The following is a 16166-nucleotide window of genomic DNA, read 5'->3' as shown; positions in this document are numbered from 1 at the left end:
CCCCCGCTCCTCGTTCCCTCGTCCGAACGGCCGTGCCGGCCCCCGTGTCCGTCCGGTTGCGGCACGGGGCCCGGGTCAGAGGTGCCAGGTGGGTCAGAGGTGCCAGGTGATGGGGGTGGGGGCGGTGGTGCGGGTGGGGTGGTAGGCGCAGGTGGAGCCGGTGGAGATCGTCGCCCGCAGATGGGCGGCGAGTTCCGGGTGGAGGGTGTCGAGTTTGCGCAGGGTGTCACGGATACGGGCGGTGACCGTCTTGCGGGCGCGCTCGGCCTCGTCGCCCAGGCGGCGGGTGCGGCCGCCGAGGCCGGCGGCCCGGCGCAGTTCGTCGAGGAGCGCCTGACGCTCCCGCTCGCCCCTGGCGGCGGCCGCTCCGTCTCCCCGGGCGCCCGCGCGGTCTATCTCGTCGTCCAACTGCTCAAGGCGCTGTCGGTACGCGGCCTTCGCGTGCTCGTCGAGCACCGGATCCCCGCCGAGGCGCCGTGTCTCCACGACCGCCCGGCCGGCCCCGGGGGCCAGTAGCTCCACGGCGGGCAGGTCAGTGCCCGGCCGGCCGAGCAGGATGTGCAGATCGCGCAGACCCTTGGCGTCCGCCACATGGATGCGCCGGCCCGCCAGGGCCAGCGCCCATACGGTGCCGTCCCGCCGGAACTCGCCCTGCCCGGCGGGTAGCCCCTGCCCGCCCAGCAGTCCCTGCCCCACGGGCGGCCGCTGTCCGGTCGGCGGTCCCTGCCCCACGTGCGGCACCTGTCCGGCGGATGGTCCCTGTACGGCGGGCGGCCTTTGCCCCACGGATAGCCCCTGCCCGACGGGCGGCCCCTGTCCGACGGGTGGCCCCTGTCCGGCCGGCAGCCCCTGTCCGACGGGCCATCCCTGCCCCACGTGCGGCCGCTGTCCGCCCAGCGGTCCCTGCCCCACGGGCGGCCCCTGCCCGGTCGGCATCTCCTGTCCGGCGGGTGGACGCTGCCCGGGGGGCGGGGCCGGGGCACCGTGGTCGGGCTCGGCGCTCGCGGGTGCCGGGCCGGTCCCCGGGCCACCGATCCCACGCCCGCCCGACGGGCCCGTCCCAACCACCCCGGCCACCCCGGCCACTCCAACCACCCCGGCCACTCCGGGCACCCCGCCCGCCCCGGCCACCTGGTCGGTCGGGCGCGGCTGCGGGCTCGGGCTCGGGTGGGGGCGCGGGCGCGGGCGTGTGGCCGGGTGGGCCGCCAGCCCCAGCGTCGCCGCGTCGCGGGCGACCCCGGCCTCCAGGGCCGCCGCCGACGCCGCGTCACCCTCCGCGCCCCGGCCCCGCAGCGCCTCCGCCAGGGCGGCCCGCGCACGCAGGGACCAGGGTCCGGCCCGGAGACGGTCCGCCGAAGCGCGGGCCGCGGTGAGCGCCTTCACCGCCTCCTCCCATCGCCCGCCCGCCAGGGCCAGCACACCGAGCCAGAGATCGACGGGGCCGCCGATGTCGCAGCCGTACAGCGAGACCACCCACTGGCCCGCGTACGGCGCCAGCGCCTCCTGCGCGTCGGCCACCAGGGCCGGATCGCCCGAGACGGCGGCCGTCTGGGCGCGGAAGCGCAGCCACAACGGCGTGTAGATCCGGGGAAAGCCGTCGGGACCGGCCTCCAGCTCACGCAGCAGCCGCAGCGCCTCCGCCGTCTCCCCGCGCTCCACCGCCGTGAGTCCCGCCAGCAGCCCGGGGAACGGATAACCCGCCTCGTCCAGCGTCCCGACCACCGCCGCCGCCTCGTCGAAACGCCCCCGCAGCAGCTTGAGCGCCCAGTCGAGATGGGGGGCGAGAAAACCGAAGGGCGCGTGCTCGTGCCGGATCTCCAGCGCCTGTGCGAGATGGTCCTCCGCCTCGTCGAAACGCCCGGTGAGCGCGGCGACCAGACTCTGGTCGATGGCCTTGCCGAACTGGAACCGGCGCAGCCCGGTCCGCTCCGACAGCGTGGTGAACGTGCGCAACTGGTCCAGATAGCGCGGATCCCCCAGCTCCAGCAGTGTCACCCAGCGCATCGCCGTCGCGTGCAGCTCCATGTCGAGATTGCGCGTACGACGCGCGACCGCGGCCATCTCGTCGGTGAGCGCGAGCCGTTCGTCCGAGGTGCCGAGCCCCCAGATCGTGCCGCGCCCAGAGGGCGAACGCGAGCGCGTCGTCGTCCTCGTCGTCCCGGGCCAGGGCCGTGGACCGTACGGCCAGCTCCTGCGCGAGCCGCTCGGGCGTCAGCTCCGCGGGATCCCCACCGCCGTCGATCAGCGCGCGATGGGCCTCCCCGAGCAGCTCGGCCGTCTGCCGCTCCCGCTCGGCGCCGACGTTCTGATGGAGCGTGATCGCCACCCGCGTCAGCAGCCCGGCGTCCGCCAGCGCCCGCGCCAACGCCGTCGCCCGCTCGAAATACCGCCAGGCCTCGTCCTCCTCCCCGCCGTGCCGCAGCTCGCCCCCCAGCTCCAGCGCGATCAGCACGGCGCGGCGCGGATCGCCCTCCCCCGACGTCTCCGCGATCTCCAGCGCCCGCCGGTAGTGGACGAGACTCTCCTCGCCCGCCAGCCTGCTGGAGGCGTCCCGCGCCGCCGCCAGCAGGAGATCGAGCCGGCGGCCCCGCTCCAGCGCGTCCCCCGCGAGATGGGCGTGGCGCGCCAGCTCGGCCGGGAACACCTTCTCGCCGAGCGCCGGACTGTCGTCCAGGGCCCGGACGACCGCGCTGTGGCGCCGCCGCGCGTCCGTCTCCTCCAGCGATTCGTACAGCGTCTCGCGGACGAGATCGTGCGCGAAGGCGAACCGCCCCGAGCGCCGCGCCACCACCAGACGGGCCGTCACCGCGCGCTCCAGCAGCCGGTCCACCTGCGGGACGGGCGCGGCCGTGGCCGCCGCGAGCACCTGCCGGTGGAACTCACGGCCCAGCACGGCCGCCGCCGTCAGCAACTCGCTCACCGGCTCGGGCAGCAGGGTGAGCCGCCGCCGCACCGCCTCCCTGACCCCGGGCGCGACCGCGCTCACCGCCCCTCCACCGTGCCAGAGACGGGCCGTCTGCTCGACGAAGAACGGATTGCCGCCCGTGCGCCGGTGCACCTCGTCCACCACGGCGGGCTCGGGCTCGCGCCCCGCCGTGTACGCCAGCAGCGCGCCCACCTCGTCCCGGTCGAGCCCGGTCAGCGTCACCGCGGCCGTCGCCCGCGCGACCAGCGGCAGGATCAGCCGCTGGAGCGGGTGGTCCACCGCCTCCACCTCGGCGTCGCGATAGGTGCCGACGAGCAGCAGCCGTTCGAACCAGGCGTGCTGCGCGGCGAATTCGAGAAGCCTGAGCGAGGCCGTGTCCGCCCAGTGCAGATCGTCCAGGACGACCACGACCGGCCGGTCCTGCGAGACGGTGACCAGCGCGGTGGTCACCGCGTCATACACCTGGAACGCCTCCTTGGCGTCGTCGTCCTCCCCCGGCGTCTCGCCGAGCAGCACCCCGAGCCGCCCGCCCGCCGCCTTCTCGGCCTCCGCCCACTCCTCCTCGCCGACCCCGCGCCGCAGTCCCCGCACGACCTGCACCCACGGCCAGTACCCGGGCGCGCTGTCCGAGTCCCAGCACGAGCCGCCGACGACCAGCGCCCCGCGCCGCCGTGCCTCCTGGGCCGCGTGGGTGACGAGCGTGGTCTTGCCGATCCCGGCCTCGCCCGTGACCAGCACGAGGCCCCCACGGCTGTCCGTCGCCCGGTCGATCTCCGCCCGGAGGACGCCTGCGGGGTGGTCACGCCCGATGAAGGCAGGGGTCATACCGAAACGATAGAAGGCACCACTGACAACGCCCCCGGGAATTACGGGGGCTGATGTCCGCGCCCGTCGGCCGGGAGGTTTTCTCCGGGCCCGCGGGCCGCGTCGTCCTAGCCGTCCTGGGTGAGCCGCGCGAGAAGCTGCTCGAACGGCACCACGCCGTCGGCCGCGTCGGCCGCGTCGGCCTCGTCCGTCCCGTCGGCCTCGTTTGCCCTGCCCGTCCTGTCGGTCCCGTCGACCTCGTCGGTCCCGTCGGCCTCGTCCGTTTCGTCGGTCCCGTCGGTCTCGTCGGTCCCACGGGTTTCGTCCGTCCTGTCCGTCCCCAGCAGCCGGGCGAACTCGCCGCCCGCCCGCCCGATCCGGGCCGGCAGCCCGCCCGCGTAGGTGTCGGCCCCCGTGCCCCAGTCGTCGGTCGCCGCGAAGACCGCCGTGGGCAGGGTCAGCGCGTGCAGATACGAGAACAGCGGGCGCAGCGCGTGTTCCACCACGAGCGAGTGCCGCGCCGTGCCGCCGGTCGCCGCGAGGAGTACGGGCGTTCCGCCGAGCGCGTCCGGTTCGACCAGATCGAAGAACGACTTGAACAGTCCGCTGTACGAGCCCGCGAAGACCGGAGTCACCACGATCAGACCGTCCGCCCCGGTCACCCGGCCCAGCGCCGCGCTCAGCGCGGGCGCCGGGAAACCGGTGACCAGGTTCTTCGCGATGTCGACGGCCAGGTCGCGCAGTTCCACGAACTCGATCTCCACCTTGCGGTCGGCGGCGGCCAGTTCGCGTACGGTCGCCTCCGCCAGCCGGTCGGCAAGCAGCCGCGTGGACGACGGCTTGCTCAGCCCGGCCGAGACGGCGACGAGCTTCAGCGCTCCCATGGTCAGACCTCCTCGGCAGTGCGATCGGTGCGGGCGGCGACCGCCGGGTGGAGGGGCCCGTCCGGGACCCCGGCCGCCCGCAGGTTCGCGAACTCCTTGCGCAGGACGGGCACGACCTCCTCGCCCAGCAGGTCGAGCTGTTCCAGCACGGTCTTCAGCGGCAGACCCGCGTGGTCCATCAGGAACAACTGGCGCTGGTAGTCACCGAAGGACTCACGGAAGGTCAGCGTCTTCTCGATGACCTCCTGCGGGCTGCCGACGACGAGCGGGGTCTGCTCGGTGAACTCCTCCAGCGAGGGCCCGTGGCCGTACACCGGCGCGTTGTCGAAGTACGGGCGGAACTCCCGCACCGCGTCCTGCGAGTTCTTCCGGATGAACGCCTGGCCGCCGAGGCCGACGATGGCCTGCTCCGGGGTGCCGTGGCCGTAGTGGGCGTAGCGCTTCCGGTAGAGCCGGATCAGCTTCTGGAAGTGCTCCTTGGGCCAGAAGAGGTTGTTCGCGAAGAAGCCGTCTCCGTAGTAGGCGGCCTGCTCGGCGATCTCGGGGGAGCGGATGGAGCCGTGCCAGACGAACGGCGGGGTGCCGTCCAGCGGCCGGGGGGTCGAGGTGAAGCCCTGGAGGGGCGTACGGAACTTGCCCTCCCAGTCCACGACGTCCTCGCGCCACAGCCGGTGCAGCAGCGCGTACTTCTCGATCGCGAGCGGGATGCCCTGGCGGATGTCCTCACCGAACCACGGGTAGACCGGGCCGGTGTTCCCGCGCCCCATCATCAGGTCGACGCGCCCGTCGGCCAGGTGCTGGAGCATCGCGAAGTCCTCAGCGATCTTCACCGGGTCGTTGGTGGTGATCAGCGTGGTGGAGGTGGAGAGGATCAGCCGCTCCGTGGTGGCGGCGATATGGCCGAGCATCGTCGTGGGCGAGGAGGGGACGAACGGCGGGTTGTGGTGCTCGCCCGTGGCGAAGACGTCGAGGCCGACCTCCTCGGCCTTCCGCGCGATGGCGACCATCGCCTTGATCCGCTCGTGCTCGGTCGGCGTACGACCCGTCGTCGGGTCGGCCGTGACATCGCCGACGGTGAAGATCCCGAACTGCATCGCGCTCACCTCTCGAAGGACAGATTGGTTGAATCTTAAACTGTCACTTCTAACGGTGCCACCCCGCCCCCTATTCCAGGAGATTCCAGGAGGGGCTTCCATGGGTTGGTTCCGGAGGGGATCCCACCGGAGGGGATTCCACAGGGCCATGGCCCCGGGCGCGGTCCAGGATGCGATCCTGGGTGTGACTCGGCGGGAGGCCTGGGATGAGCGACGGCGGCGGCGATCGCGAGGGCAGCGACAGCGAGAGCTGGAAGGAGCGCGGAGTGGCCCTCCGCGTCTTCTTCTACATCTTCGGGACGCACCTCTTCGCGGGGTTCATCTGGCTGCTTTTCTACGTCGGCGAGCACGCCCCGAAATGAGGTCGCTCAGGGCGCTCAGTCGCTGGTGACGGCCCTGGGGCGGATCCTGGAGTGAACCCCCCTGCCGGCGCCGGCCGTGTGGACCCCGCTCGCCGCGTGAAGGACCCTGCTCGCCCCGCTCGCCCTGTTCCGGGGGTGCTTCGCCACCGCTGACGGCATCGGCGTCAGCCTCGGTGTCGGCGCCAGTCCCGGTGCCGGTGCCTGTGTCGGGGGCGGTGCCGGTGCGGGCGCCGGGGGCCGGGCGGTTCTGGGGATTCCAGAGGGACCGGGCGAAGGAGTATGCGGCGATACGGTCCCGGTGCTGTCCGTTGAGCAGATGGATCACCGCGAATCCCACCGCGATCAGGCCCAGGATCACTACCACGCTGATCCAGTTGCTCATGACGCGCTCGCCTCCTTCCATCCAACGTACTCCCGGGAAGGTGCCCCAGCCGTTCGGAGAGGCTTGGTATGCTCACGTACGGTGATTAGGTTAGGCTCACCTAAGTATCGGGCCGAATCGGGGGTACTCGGCCGTTCCGACCTTTTGGGGGGACCATGCCGATATCGGATCACGCGACGACATCGGACACCGCGACGACGAACACCGCCATGGCCACGGTCCCGTGCGTACTGCCGCGCGACACCGGCGGCTCGGGCGGCATTGGCGGCTCCGGCGGCTGCGGCGGCCCGACCGTGCGGCCTCCGTCGCGCGTGACCTGACGGATCCTCCCGGGTCCCGACGGGTCCGGAGGCGGGCGTGAGCCGTTTGGCGGACGTCCGCTCCACCCGGAGCATTCGGTCTGATCCGTTCCGTTCCGCCCTGTCCCTCCCGGCCTCACCGCCCCCCACCCCGAGGTAGAGCCCGCCGTGTCCCACCCGTTCCCGCCCTCCGCCGCGCCCCGGTCCATCCGTCCGGTCGACGTCGGCGTCACCCGGTTCGGTGAACCGGCCGGACGGATCGCACCACCTGACGGAGTGAAGGTCGTACGCGAACCGGGCCGGTTCCCCGTCGCGGAACGCGGTCGGTACGGGGCCGGGGCGACGGGCGCCCGGACGTCATGCGGGGTGTACGTGGCGTACGGGGCGTACGGGGCTTACGGGGCCAACGGGGAACTGCTCGCGGGGCACGCGTTGCCCGGCTGTCCCGTCGCCGGGCGCCTGTGACCCGCTGATCCGCCTCGTCTCTTCTCCCTCCCCCTTGCCTCCTCTTCCCTTGCCTCCTCTTCTCCCCTTCCTCTTCTCCCTCTTCTTTCTCTCCCCCTTCTTTGCCGAGACTCCGGAGCCGTGTCATGACCGTGCCCCGCATCACCTGGCGCAGCGATGGGCGCCCCGCCGAGAACCCGACCGCCGAGACCGCCGAGAACCCGACCACCGGGACCTCCGGAACCGGTGACAGAGGTGACAGAGATGACAGAGCCGCGGACGCGGGCGCCATCCTGGGCCGCCAGCGCGCCAGGGAATCGTCCGCCCGCACCTACGCCCGTTCGTTCCCGATCGTCCCCGTCCGCGCCAAGGGCATGACGATCGAGGGGACGGACGGCCGCCGCTATCTCGACTGTCTCTCCGGCGCCGGGTCGCTCGCGCTCGGCCACAACCATCCCGTCGTCCTGGAAGCCATCCGCCGCACACTCGACAGCGGGGCGCCGCTGCATGTCCTCGACCTGGCGACGCCGGAGAAGGACGACTTCACCGACGTACTGTTCGCCACCCTGCCGCCGGCCTTCGCCGACCGCGCGCGCATCCACTTCTGCGGACCGGCGGGCACGGATGCGGTGGAGGCGGCGCTGAAACTGATGCAGACGGCGACCGGGCGGAGCGGGGTGCTCGCGTTCACCGGCGCGTACCACGGGATGACGGCCGGGGCGCTGGCGGCGACCGGCAGTGTCGCGGTCAAGGAGCGGGTCGCGGGCGGCGGGGCGGAGGTGACGCGGCTGCCGTATCCGTACGCGTACCGCTGCCCGTTCGGGGTCGGCGGCGAGCGCGGCGCCGAACTGTCCGCGACCTATACGGAACGGCTGCTCGACGACCCGGCGGGCGGGGTCGTGCCGCCCGCCGCGATGATCCTCGAAGCGGTCCAGGGCGAGGGCGGCGCGGTGCCCGCGCCGGACGGCTGGCTGCGGGAGATGCGGCGGATCACGTCCGAGCGGGAGATCCCGCTGATCGTGGACGAGGTGCAGACGGGGGTCGGCCGCACCGGGGCGTTCTGGGCGGTCGAGCACAGCGGGATCGTGCCGGACGCGATGGTTCTGTCGAAGGCGATCGGCGGGGGCCTGCCGCTGGCGGTGATCGTGTACGACGAGAAGTACGACGGCTGGCTGCCCGGCGCCCACACCGGGACGTTCCGGGGGAACACGCTGGCGATGGCCACGGGCGCGGCGACACTGCGGTACGTGGCACGGGAGGGCCTGGTCGGGCGCGCCGCGACGGTGGGTTCGCGGATGCGGGACCGGCTGGAGGGGTTGCGCTCCGAGCTGCCGGTGATCGGTGACGTCCGGGGACGGGGGCTGATGATCGGCGTCGAACTGGTCGACCCCGAGGGGCCGGTGGACTCCTGCGGGGCGCGTCCGGTCGCCCCGGAACTGGCGGAACGGGTGCGGGCCGCGTGCCTCGACCGTGGCCTGATCGTCGAACTGGGCGGACGGTTCGACGCGACGGTGCGGCTGCTGCCGCCGCTCGTGATCACGGACGAGCAGACGGAGGCGGTGCTCGACCGGCTGACGGACGCGCTGGTGGCCGTGTCTGCGTCAGAGTCGGCGCAGCGAGGAGGTCGGCGTTCATGACAACGGATGCGGGGTGGCTGGACGTGGCGGAGCCGGAGACGGTTGCGGGAGCGGCGGCGGGGGAGGGACGGCTCGGGGCGGACCCGGGGCCGGTGCCCGCGCCTGGGCCGGGTGCGGGGTTCGTGCCGGGGCTGGGGGCGGTGGACGACTTCGTCCACGCCTTGACGCGGCCTGCCCAGGCCGGTGATACGGCCCTGTCGGGCGGTGTCGGCGGCGCCGAGGCGTTGGGGCCGTTGGTGGAGACGGTGCTGAACGCCCTTGCGGAGGGCGCGCGTCGGCGGAGCGGGCCGATCGCCTCCGGGCGGCCGGGCGAGGTCGCGGCGGCGGTGGCGGAGGTGTTCGGAGGGGGTGTGCCGGTTGTCCCCCGCCCCGCCCCTTCGGCCGGGAACGGTGGGCCTTCGGCCGGGAACGGTGGGCCGTCGGCCGGGAACGGCGGGCCGCTTCTGCCCGGCGTCGGGGCGCAGGCGACGGGTGGCGTCGGGGCGGAGACGGCGGGGGCCGCCGGTGCGACCGGGGACGGGTCCGTGCTCGCGCGGTTCGTCGCGTTACTCGCAGAAGGGAGCGCCGATCCCGCCGATCCCGCCTGCGCCGCCCATCTGCACTGCCCGCCGCTGGCCGTCGCCGTCGCCGCCGACCTCGCCGTCTCCGCGCTCAACCCCTCCCAGGACTCCTGGGACCAGGCGCCCGCCGCGACCGCGCTGGAGACCCTGCTGCTCAAGGAGCTGGCGCGACTCGTCGGCTACGAACCGGACCTGGCCGCCGGTGTGCTCACCTCCGGCGGTACGGAGTCCAATCTGATGGGGCTGATGCTCGCCCGGGACCGGATCCTCGGCGCCGCCACCGGACGCCAGGTGGAACTGACCGGCCTGGCGGGAGCGGGAGCGGCCACCGAACCGGCTACGGCTACCGGACCGGCTACAGCTACGGCTACCGAACCGGCCACGGCTACCGGACCGGCTACAGCTACGGCTACCGAACCGGCCATCGCCACCGGACCGGCCACGGCCACCGGACCGGACGCCGCCACTGGCACCCCCGCCGCGCTCCGGCCCCGTATCCTCGCCTCCGCCGCCGCGCACTTCTCCGTGCAGCGCGCCGCCGCCCTGCTCGGCCTCGGTGAGGACGCCGTACTCCCCGTCCCCGTCGACCGCCAACTCCGCATGGACGTGGACGCGTTGGCCGCCGCACTCCACGGCTGCGCCGCACGCGGCGAACTGCCGGTCGCGATCGTGGCGACCGCCGGGACCACCGACACCGGCGCCGTGGACCCGCTCCGCGCCTGCGCCGCGCTCGCCGCCGAGCACGGCGCGTGGCTGCACGTGGACGCCGCGTACGGCGGCGGCGCGCTCCTCTCCGACCGGCTCGCGCCCCTGCTGGACGGTCTCGGCCTCGCCGACTCCGTCTCGCTCGACTGGCACAAACTCGGCTGGCAGCCGGCCGCCGCCGGGGTCTTCCTGGTACGGAGGTCCGAGACATACGCCTCGCTCGCGCGCCGGGCCGTCTATCTCAACCCGGCCGACGACGAGGAGGCCGGTTATCCGAGCCTGCTCGGACTCTCCCTGCGCACGACCCGCCGCGCCGACGCGTTCAAGATCGCGGTGACGCTGCGGACACTGGGCAGGGAAGGGCTCGGCTGGCTCGTCGACGCCTGCCACGACCTGGCGGTGGCGGGGGCCGGGGCCGTACGGGCGCATCCCCGGCTCGATCTGCACGCCGAACCGGTCCTGACGGCCCTCCTGTTCCGCTATGTGCCCGCCCCGCGCACTGACGCGCCCCGCCCCGGCGAGACTGCCGCCGACAAGGCCGCCGCAGAACGCGCCGACGAGATCAACGCCGCGCTGCGCCGTCGGCTGCTGCGCGAGGGCCGGGCCGTCGTCGGCCGTACCGAACTCCCCGGCGAGGGCCCCGGGCGCGTACGTCTCAAGCTCACCCTGCTCAATCCGCACACCACCCCCGCCGAGGTGGAACGGCTCCTGCACGCCGTCGTCGCGGCCGGCCGCGCGGAGGAGGAGGCACGGTGACCCCGGCCGTGCACCGTCCCGGCACCGACGTCATGCTGAAGGACGACGTCCTGCTGACGTTCTCCCTCGGTGTGCGGATCCCTCGGTGTGCGGATCACCAACTCCCGCCGCGACGAATGCCTTTCCACCCCGTGAACCCCTTTCCGCCCCGTCCGTCCACATCGACCTTCCCCCACCCCCTCGCGGAGGCCCACCGGTGACGACCGAGCACGCACACGACGAGCACGCGCGGCCCGCGCACATACCCACCGGGCACGCGCGGACGGAGCACATACGTCCCGACCCCACGGTGTACGACCTGGTCGGCGTCGGCATCGGCCCGTTCAATCTGTCGCTGGCCGCGCTCTGCGACGGCGCCCCGGAGCTGCGGACCCTCTTCCTCGACGCCCGGCCCGCCTTCTCCTGGCACCCCGGGCTGCTCATGGAGGGCACGACCCTCCAAGTCCCCTTCCTCGCCGACCTGGTGACGATGGCGGACCCGACCAGCCCCTGGTCGTATCTGAACTATCTGCGGGAGCACGACCGGATGTTCCCGTTCTTCTTCTCCGAGCGGTTCCACATACCGCGCCGCGAGTACGACCATTACTGCCGCTGGGTCGCGGAGGCCCTGCCGTCCTGCCGCTTCGACGCGCGGGTCACGGAGCTGGAATGGGACGAGGACGAAGCGGTGTTCGCCGTCACCCACCGTTCGGCGGACGGTTCGCTCGCGCGGGTACGGGCACGTCAGGTGGTGCTGGGCGTCGGCACGGCGCCGGTCGTCCCGGAGCCGCTGCGCCCGCTGCTCGCACACCACCACGAGGGACGGGTACTGCACAGCGCCGACTACCGCACCCACCGGACACGGCTGGCCGGACTTGACGACGTCACTGTCATCGGGGCCGGTCAGTCCGGCGCCGAGGTCGCGCTCGATCTGCTGCGCCGGCAGGACGGGGACGGCCGGGGCGGTCCGTTCGTCCGCTGGCTGGCCCGTACCCCGGCCTTCGCGCCGATGGAGTACTCGAAGATCGGTCTGGAGCACTTCACGCCCGACTACATCCGCTACTTCCGCGCACTGCCGGAGGAGCGGCGGGAACGGCTCGTGCGGGAACAGTGGCAGCTCTACAAGGGCGTCAGCGAGGAGACGCTCGGCGAGATCCACGACGAGCTGTACGAGCGGACGATCGGCGGTACGGAACCGCGTGCCGCCCTGCATCCGGGCGTCGTGGTCGAGGGCGTCGAGGTCGTTCCCCCAGGCGCGGTGGGCGGCGGTTATCTGCTGACGTGCCGCCACACCGGACGGGACGAGGTGTTCCAGGTGCGTACGTCCGCGATCGTCTCGGCCACGGGATACGCGGCGGCCCGCCCGGACTTCCTGGACACGCTGGCGAAGCTGGTGGACTGGGACGAGAAGGGCCGGTACCGGATCGACGGCGAGTACCGGGTGGCGCTCGACCCCCGGGTGACCGGTGTCCTCTACGTCCAGAACGCCGAACTGCACACACACGGGGTCGGCGCCCCCGATCTCACCCTGGGCGCCTGGCGGGCGGCGACGATCCTGAACGCGGCGGCCGGCCGCACGGTGCTGCGGGTGCCCGAGCGCGCCGCCTGGACGACCTTCGGAGTGCCCGGCACCACAACGGCCACGCCGCACCACCACCCATGACGCCGACCGCGAACGCCGACCGCGAACGCCGACCGCGAACGCCGACCGCGAACGTCGACCGGGAGCGTCGGCAGGACGGGGAACGCCGACCGGAGCGCGAAGGCCGGCAGGACCGCGAAGGCCGACCGGACCGGGGGCGTCACCGCGCGGCGGAGACGTAGTTCTTCTCCACCGCGTCCAGGATCTGGCCCGCCCCGGTGTATCCGATGCCCAGCATCCACAGGTTGTCGTCGACCTTGAAGGCGCTCCCGTTCTTCACCGCCTCCAGGTTCTTCCAGAGGGGACCGCCGGTGATGTCGGTCTCCTTGGCCTTCTTCGCGTCGCCGTAGGTGGAGTAGAAGATGACATCCGCGTCGGCCTTGTCGATCTGCTCCGGGCTGACGTCGAGCGAGAAGCCCGTGGTGTCCTGGTTGGCGGGCCGGCCGAACCCGAGGTCCTTGAAGAGGGAGCCGACGAAGGTGTCGTTGAGGTAGAGACGGGTGTCCGCACCCTCCACGAACCGTACGAAGCCGGCCTTCGTCCCCTTCGCCTTCGCCGCCCCGCCCAGCGCCTGCGTCAGCCGCTCGACGTGCGCCTCGTAGTCCGCCACCACCGTGGCCGCCTCGTTCTTCCGGTCCAGCGCGTCGGCGTGGAGCTGGAAGTTCTCCCGCCAGGCCGGCCCGGTGGTGTCGGAGAAGACGGTCGGCGCGATCTTCGACAGCGAGGTGTAGTTCTTCTCGTCACGGACCTTGCTGCTCAGGATCAGATCCGGCTTCAGCGCGGCGATCGCCTCCAGGTTCGGAGCCGCGATCAGGCCGACGGGCTTGATGTCCTTGAGCTTGTCGGCGGGGAGGTACGTCGAGAAGGGCGCCTTGTCGACGGCGGTCGTGGCGCCCACCGGAGTCACCCCGAGGGTGATGGCCGAATCCAGCGAGTCGGTGTCCAGCACGACGACCCGCTTCGGCGCGGCGCCGACCTTCACGTCGCCCATCACCGTCTTGACGGTGTGCGTGTCGCCTCCCTTGCCGGCCGCCGTGTCCGTGCCGGGCGCGCCCTTGTCCCCGCTGCCGCTGCCGCCGCACGCGCTGAGCGATACGGCGAAGGCGGTGGCGGCGGCGGCCACGGTGATACGGCGGGTGAGGGTTCTGGACACGGTGGGGAGGCCTCCCTGACGACAGCCCGGACGTTTCCGGGTGCAAGTAAGGGAAACCTAACCTCGGCGGCGCCCGGCTCACAAGTCACTGTCGCGCCAAGCCCGGTGGGGGGACGGGCGATGGGCCACGCACGGGGTACGGACGCGCGCCGGACCCGCCCGCGCGCGAAGGGCGACCAGGTCGACCCAGGCTCGGCCGGATCGGCCCCGGCCCGGCCAGGTCAGACAGAGCCGGCGAGACCGAGCAGCGTACGAGACAGCTCCTCCGGCCGGGTGAAGAGCGCTTCGTGGCTCCCCGGAGTCCGGACGACGGGCACGCCCCCCAGCCGCTCGGGAAACCGGGGCAGCCATCCGTACTCCCCGGGCGGCAGCGAGCAGTCGTCCGCGGCCAGCAGATAGGCGCTCGGGACATCGGCGCCGGTGGGAGCGGCGTCGGCGGTCGCCACATCCGCGACGGTCCGGTAGGGCTGCGGGCGCAGCAGCTCGTAGATCGCCCGCGCCGTCGCTTCGTCGGCGTCCTGCATGAAGCCGGACGCGAAGATCTCGAAGGGAAGGGTGACCGTATCGTCCTCCGACGCACGCCCCAGTTCCTCGAAGAGTGCGCCGTGGTCGGGCCCGACGGCATCGAGCAGGGATTCACCCGCACGCGGCACGAACGCGCTGAAGAAGATGACCTGCTTCAGTCTTCCGGCGAGCCGCTTCTCCGCGCCACCCGCGAGGTAGCCACCCCAACTGTGTGCCACGAGCGTCACGTTCGACAGGTCCAGCCGTTCGACGAAGCCGACGAGGGCGTCGACGCAGTCATCAAGGGTGACATCGCGCGGGTCGTCGTTGACGCCGAGTCCCGGGCTCGTCGGTGCCAGTACACGATGACCGGCCGCCCTCAGCCGCGCCGCCACCGGCTGCCAGGCCCAGCCGCCGTGCCACGCGCCGTGGACCAGCAGAAAAGTCTCGGACATCGAACCGCTCCTCGGGAATCACCACAAAAGCGCTCTTTCAGAGCCTAACAGCCGCATTTTTCCTACGCGGAGCGACGGAATCGTCACGTCATGAGAGCGGTCCGGCCCGGCGGGAAAAGTCTTCCGTTCCACCCGCAACCTCGGCGGGGGATGCACGTCTGTCGGGGTGGAAGCGCCTCCGTCCATCAGCCGATTGGTTCGGCTGTCCGTCGCGAGAATCGCGAGAATCGAGAATCGCGAGAATGAAGAGGAACGGTATGTCCGCACGTCACACCGCTGTACGCAACGCCCTCCGGAGCCGGCTGCGGCTGGTCCTGGGTACGTCCGCGGCCGTCGCCGCGCTGGCCGTCGGCGGAGCGGTGACCGCCCAGGCCGACGCGTCGAAGCCGACGCCCGTGCCCGCGCCCGCGAAGCCCGTCCCGGACGCGGTGAAGCCCGTCCCGGCCAAGCCGTCGGTACCGGGCAAGCCCGCTCCGGCCCCCGCCAAGCCGGTCCCCGCGAAGCCCGCCCCGGCGCCTGCCAAGCCGGTACCGGGCAAGCCCGCGCCGGCTCCCGTCAGGCCTGTTCCGAGCACGCCCGCGTGGGCCCCGGCCGAGCCGGCCCCGGCGAAGCCCGCCCCGGCCCCGGCCAAGCCGGTACCGGGCAAGCCCGCGCCCGCCAAGCCCGTACCGGCACCGGCACCGGCGAAGTAGCAACTCCCTTCGGGGGCCGCCGGGTGACGATCCGGCGGGCCCCGGCTCTCCCCGCCCCGTCCAGGAGACCCATGAGGACAGCGACTGCGACGTACCCGGCCTCCGCCGTCCCGAAGGCCGGTGGTGCGCTGCGCCGGACCTGGCGCCTGCTGCTGCGCAGCCTCTCCGAGAGACGCGGCCTGCCGACCGCCCTCACCGGCCCGCCCTGGACGACGGCCGCGATCGACGACCTGTACCACCATCGCCGCCTCCAGCTCGTCCGGCTGGCGCTGCTCCTCGTGGACGACCTCCCGACGGCGGAGGACGTCGTGCAGGACGCGTTCGCCGCGACGTTCCGGCGGTACGGTGAACGGCTGACGGGCCTGGACGACCCCGAGGCGTACGTCCGTACCTGCGTGGTCAACGCCGCGCGTTCCGTCCTGCGCCGCCGCAGGACCGTGCGCGCGTACATACCGGAACGGGAGAGCCATGTGCCCCCGGCGGAGGAGTACGTACTGCTCCGCGAGGAACACCGGGAAGTACTCGCGGCGCTGCGCCGCCTCACCAGACGCCAGCGCGAGGTGCTCGTCCTGCGCTACTGGTCGAACCTCACCGAGGCCCAGATCGCGGACACCCTCGGGGTCTCCAGCGGCACGGTCAAGTCCACCGCGAGCCGGGCGCTGGACGCCCTGGGCAGAGAGCTGGAGACATCCGGATGAGCGACCGGGACCTGCTGGAACGCCGACTGCGGGACGCCCTGGAGGCCGGATCCCGTACGGTCGGCCTCCCCGACCTGCGCCGCGCGGCCCCGCCGTCGGCCACCGAGTCCCGCCGACCGCCGCTCCGGGCCGCCGCGTTGGCGCTGCTCGCGCTGGCGGCGGCCGTGGCATGCGTACTGCTTGTCGTACC

The 16166-nt window shown here is 73.0% G+C and carries 10 protein-coding genes and 1 pseudogene; 6 read left to right on the top strand and 5 right to left on the bottom strand.

All coding sequences use genetic code 11. The features are described 5' to 3' along the window. Positions 1-93 precede the first annotated feature (93 nt). From ACFYYH_RS24230 to ACFYYH_RS24220, 3 genes and pseudogenes are all read right to left on the bottom strand, one after another. Positions 94-3751, bottom strand: a pseudogene (locus ACFYYH_RS24230) (AAA family ATPase). Positions 3752-3858: 107 nt separating this feature from the next. Beyond that, the gene (locus tag ACFYYH_RS24225; RefSeq protein WP_388554684.1) at positions 3859-4614 is read right to left on the bottom strand and encodes an FMN reductase; all 756 of its coding nucleotides are present in this window, start codon (positions 4612-4614) and stop codon (positions 3859-3861) included. A 2-nt stretch (positions 4615-4616) separates the two neighbouring features. Beyond that, entirely contained in the window at positions 4617-5708 is a 1092-nt protein-coding gene (locus ACFYYH_RS24220) for an LLM class flavin-dependent oxidoreductase (protein ID WP_388554877.1), read from the bottom strand. 206 nt (positions 5709-5914) lie between these two features. Here ACFYYH_RS24220 and ACFYYH_RS24215 point away from each other — a divergent pair, with 206 nt between their 5' ends. From ACFYYH_RS24215 to ACFYYH_RS24200, 4 genes are all read left to right on the top strand, one after another. Further along, entirely contained in the window at positions 5915-6070 is a 156-nt protein-coding gene (locus ACFYYH_RS24215; RefSeq protein ID WP_388554682.1) for a DUF6126 family protein, read from the top strand. Positions 6071-7341: 1271 nt separating this feature from the next. Beyond that, entirely contained in the window at positions 7342-8832 is a 1491-nt protein-coding gene (locus tag ACFYYH_RS24210) for a diaminobutyrate--2-oxoglutarate transaminase family protein (protein WP_388554680.1), read from the top strand. Further along, positions 8829-10853, top strand: a complete 2025-nt coding sequence (locus ACFYYH_RS24205; RefSeq protein ID WP_388554678.1) for a pyridoxal phosphate-dependent decarboxylase family protein — start codon at positions 8829-8831, stop codon at positions 10851-10853. The genes ACFYYH_RS24210 and ACFYYH_RS24205 overlap by 4 nt, the downstream gene beginning before the upstream one ends. Positions 10854-11049: 196 nt before the next feature. After that, positions 11050-12495 (top strand): lysine N(6)-hydroxylase/L-ornithine N(5)-oxygenase family protein, encoded by a 1446-nt coding sequence (locus tag ACFYYH_RS24200; protein WP_388554676.1) that lies wholly within the window; start codon positions 11050-11052, stop codon positions 12493-12495. Positions 12496-12634: 139 nt separating this feature from the next. On the opposite strand, the gene ACFYYH_RS24195 is transcribed toward ACFYYH_RS24200, so the two are convergent. Both ACFYYH_RS24195 and ACFYYH_RS24190 read right to left on the bottom strand, forming a co-directional pair. After that, positions 12635-13627: an ABC transporter substrate-binding protein gene (locus ACFYYH_RS24195; protein WP_388554674.1), complete on the bottom strand. Its 993-nt coding sequence runs from the start codon at positions 13625-13627 to the stop codon at positions 12635-12637. 221 nt (positions 13628-13848) lie between these two features. Next, positions 13849-14586 carry an alpha/beta fold hydrolase gene (locus tag ACFYYH_RS24190; RefSeq protein WP_388554671.1) on the bottom strand — a complete coding sequence of 246 codons (738 nt, stop codon included), beginning with the start codon at positions 14584-14586 and terminating at the stop codon, positions 13849-13851. A 257-nt stretch (positions 14587-14843) separates the two neighbouring features. Between ACFYYH_RS24190 and ACFYYH_RS24185 the strand changes: the two genes are divergently transcribed. Both ACFYYH_RS24185 and ACFYYH_RS24180 read left to right on the top strand, forming a co-directional pair. Continuing rightward, entirely contained in the window at positions 14844-15278 is a 435-nt protein-coding gene (locus tag ACFYYH_RS24185; RefSeq protein WP_388554668.1) for a hypothetical protein, read from the top strand. 71 nt (positions 15279-15349) lie between these two features. Beyond that, positions 15350-15976 carry a SigE family RNA polymerase sigma factor gene (locus tag ACFYYH_RS24180; RefSeq protein WP_388554665.1) on the top strand — a complete coding sequence of 209 codons (627 nt, stop codon included), beginning with the start codon at positions 15350-15352 and terminating at the stop codon, positions 15974-15976. Positions 15977-16166: the final 190 nt, after the last annotated feature.

Source organism: Streptomyces sp. NPDC002018, from assembly GCF_042890865.1.
GTDB lineage: Bacteria > Actinomycetota > Actinomycetes > Streptomycetales > Streptomycetaceae > Streptomyces.
This window is presented reverse-complemented; position numbering and strand designations above follow the sequence as displayed.

What these genes read in the sequence shown, in the direction of transcription:
- ACFYYH_RS24225 (WP_388554684.1), bottom strand. Translation starts at nt 4,614, where the DNA reads ATGGGAGCGCTGAAGCTCGTCGCCGTCTCGGCCGGGCTGAGCAAGCCG.
- ACFYYH_RS24220 (WP_388554877.1), bottom strand. Translation starts at nt 5,708, where the DNA reads ATGCAGTTCGGGATCTTCACCGTCGGCGATGTCACGGCCGACCCGACG.
- ACFYYH_RS24215 (WP_388554682.1), top strand. Translation starts at nt 5,915, where the DNA reads ATGAGCGACGGCGGCGGCGATCGCGAGGGCAGCGACAGCGAGAGCTGG.
- ACFYYH_RS24210 (WP_388554680.1), top strand. Translation starts at nt 7,342, where the DNA reads ATGACCGTGCCCCGCATCACCTGGCGCAGCGATGGGCGCCCCGCCGAG.
- ACFYYH_RS24205 (WP_388554678.1), top strand. Translation starts at nt 8,829, where the DNA reads ATGACAACGGATGCGGGGTGGCTGGACGTGGCGGAGCCGGAGACGGTT.
- ACFYYH_RS24190 (WP_388554671.1), bottom strand. Translation starts at nt 14,586, where the DNA reads ATGTCCGAGACTTTTCTGCTGGTCCACGGCGCGTGGCACGGCGGCTGG.
- ACFYYH_RS24185 (WP_388554668.1), top strand. Translation starts at nt 14,844, where the DNA reads ATGTCCGCACGTCACACCGCTGTACGCAACGCCCTCCGGAGCCGGCTG.
- ACFYYH_RS24180 (WP_388554665.1), top strand. Translation starts at nt 15,350, where the DNA reads ATGAGGACAGCGACTGCGACGTACCCGGCCTCCGCCGTCCCGAAGGCC.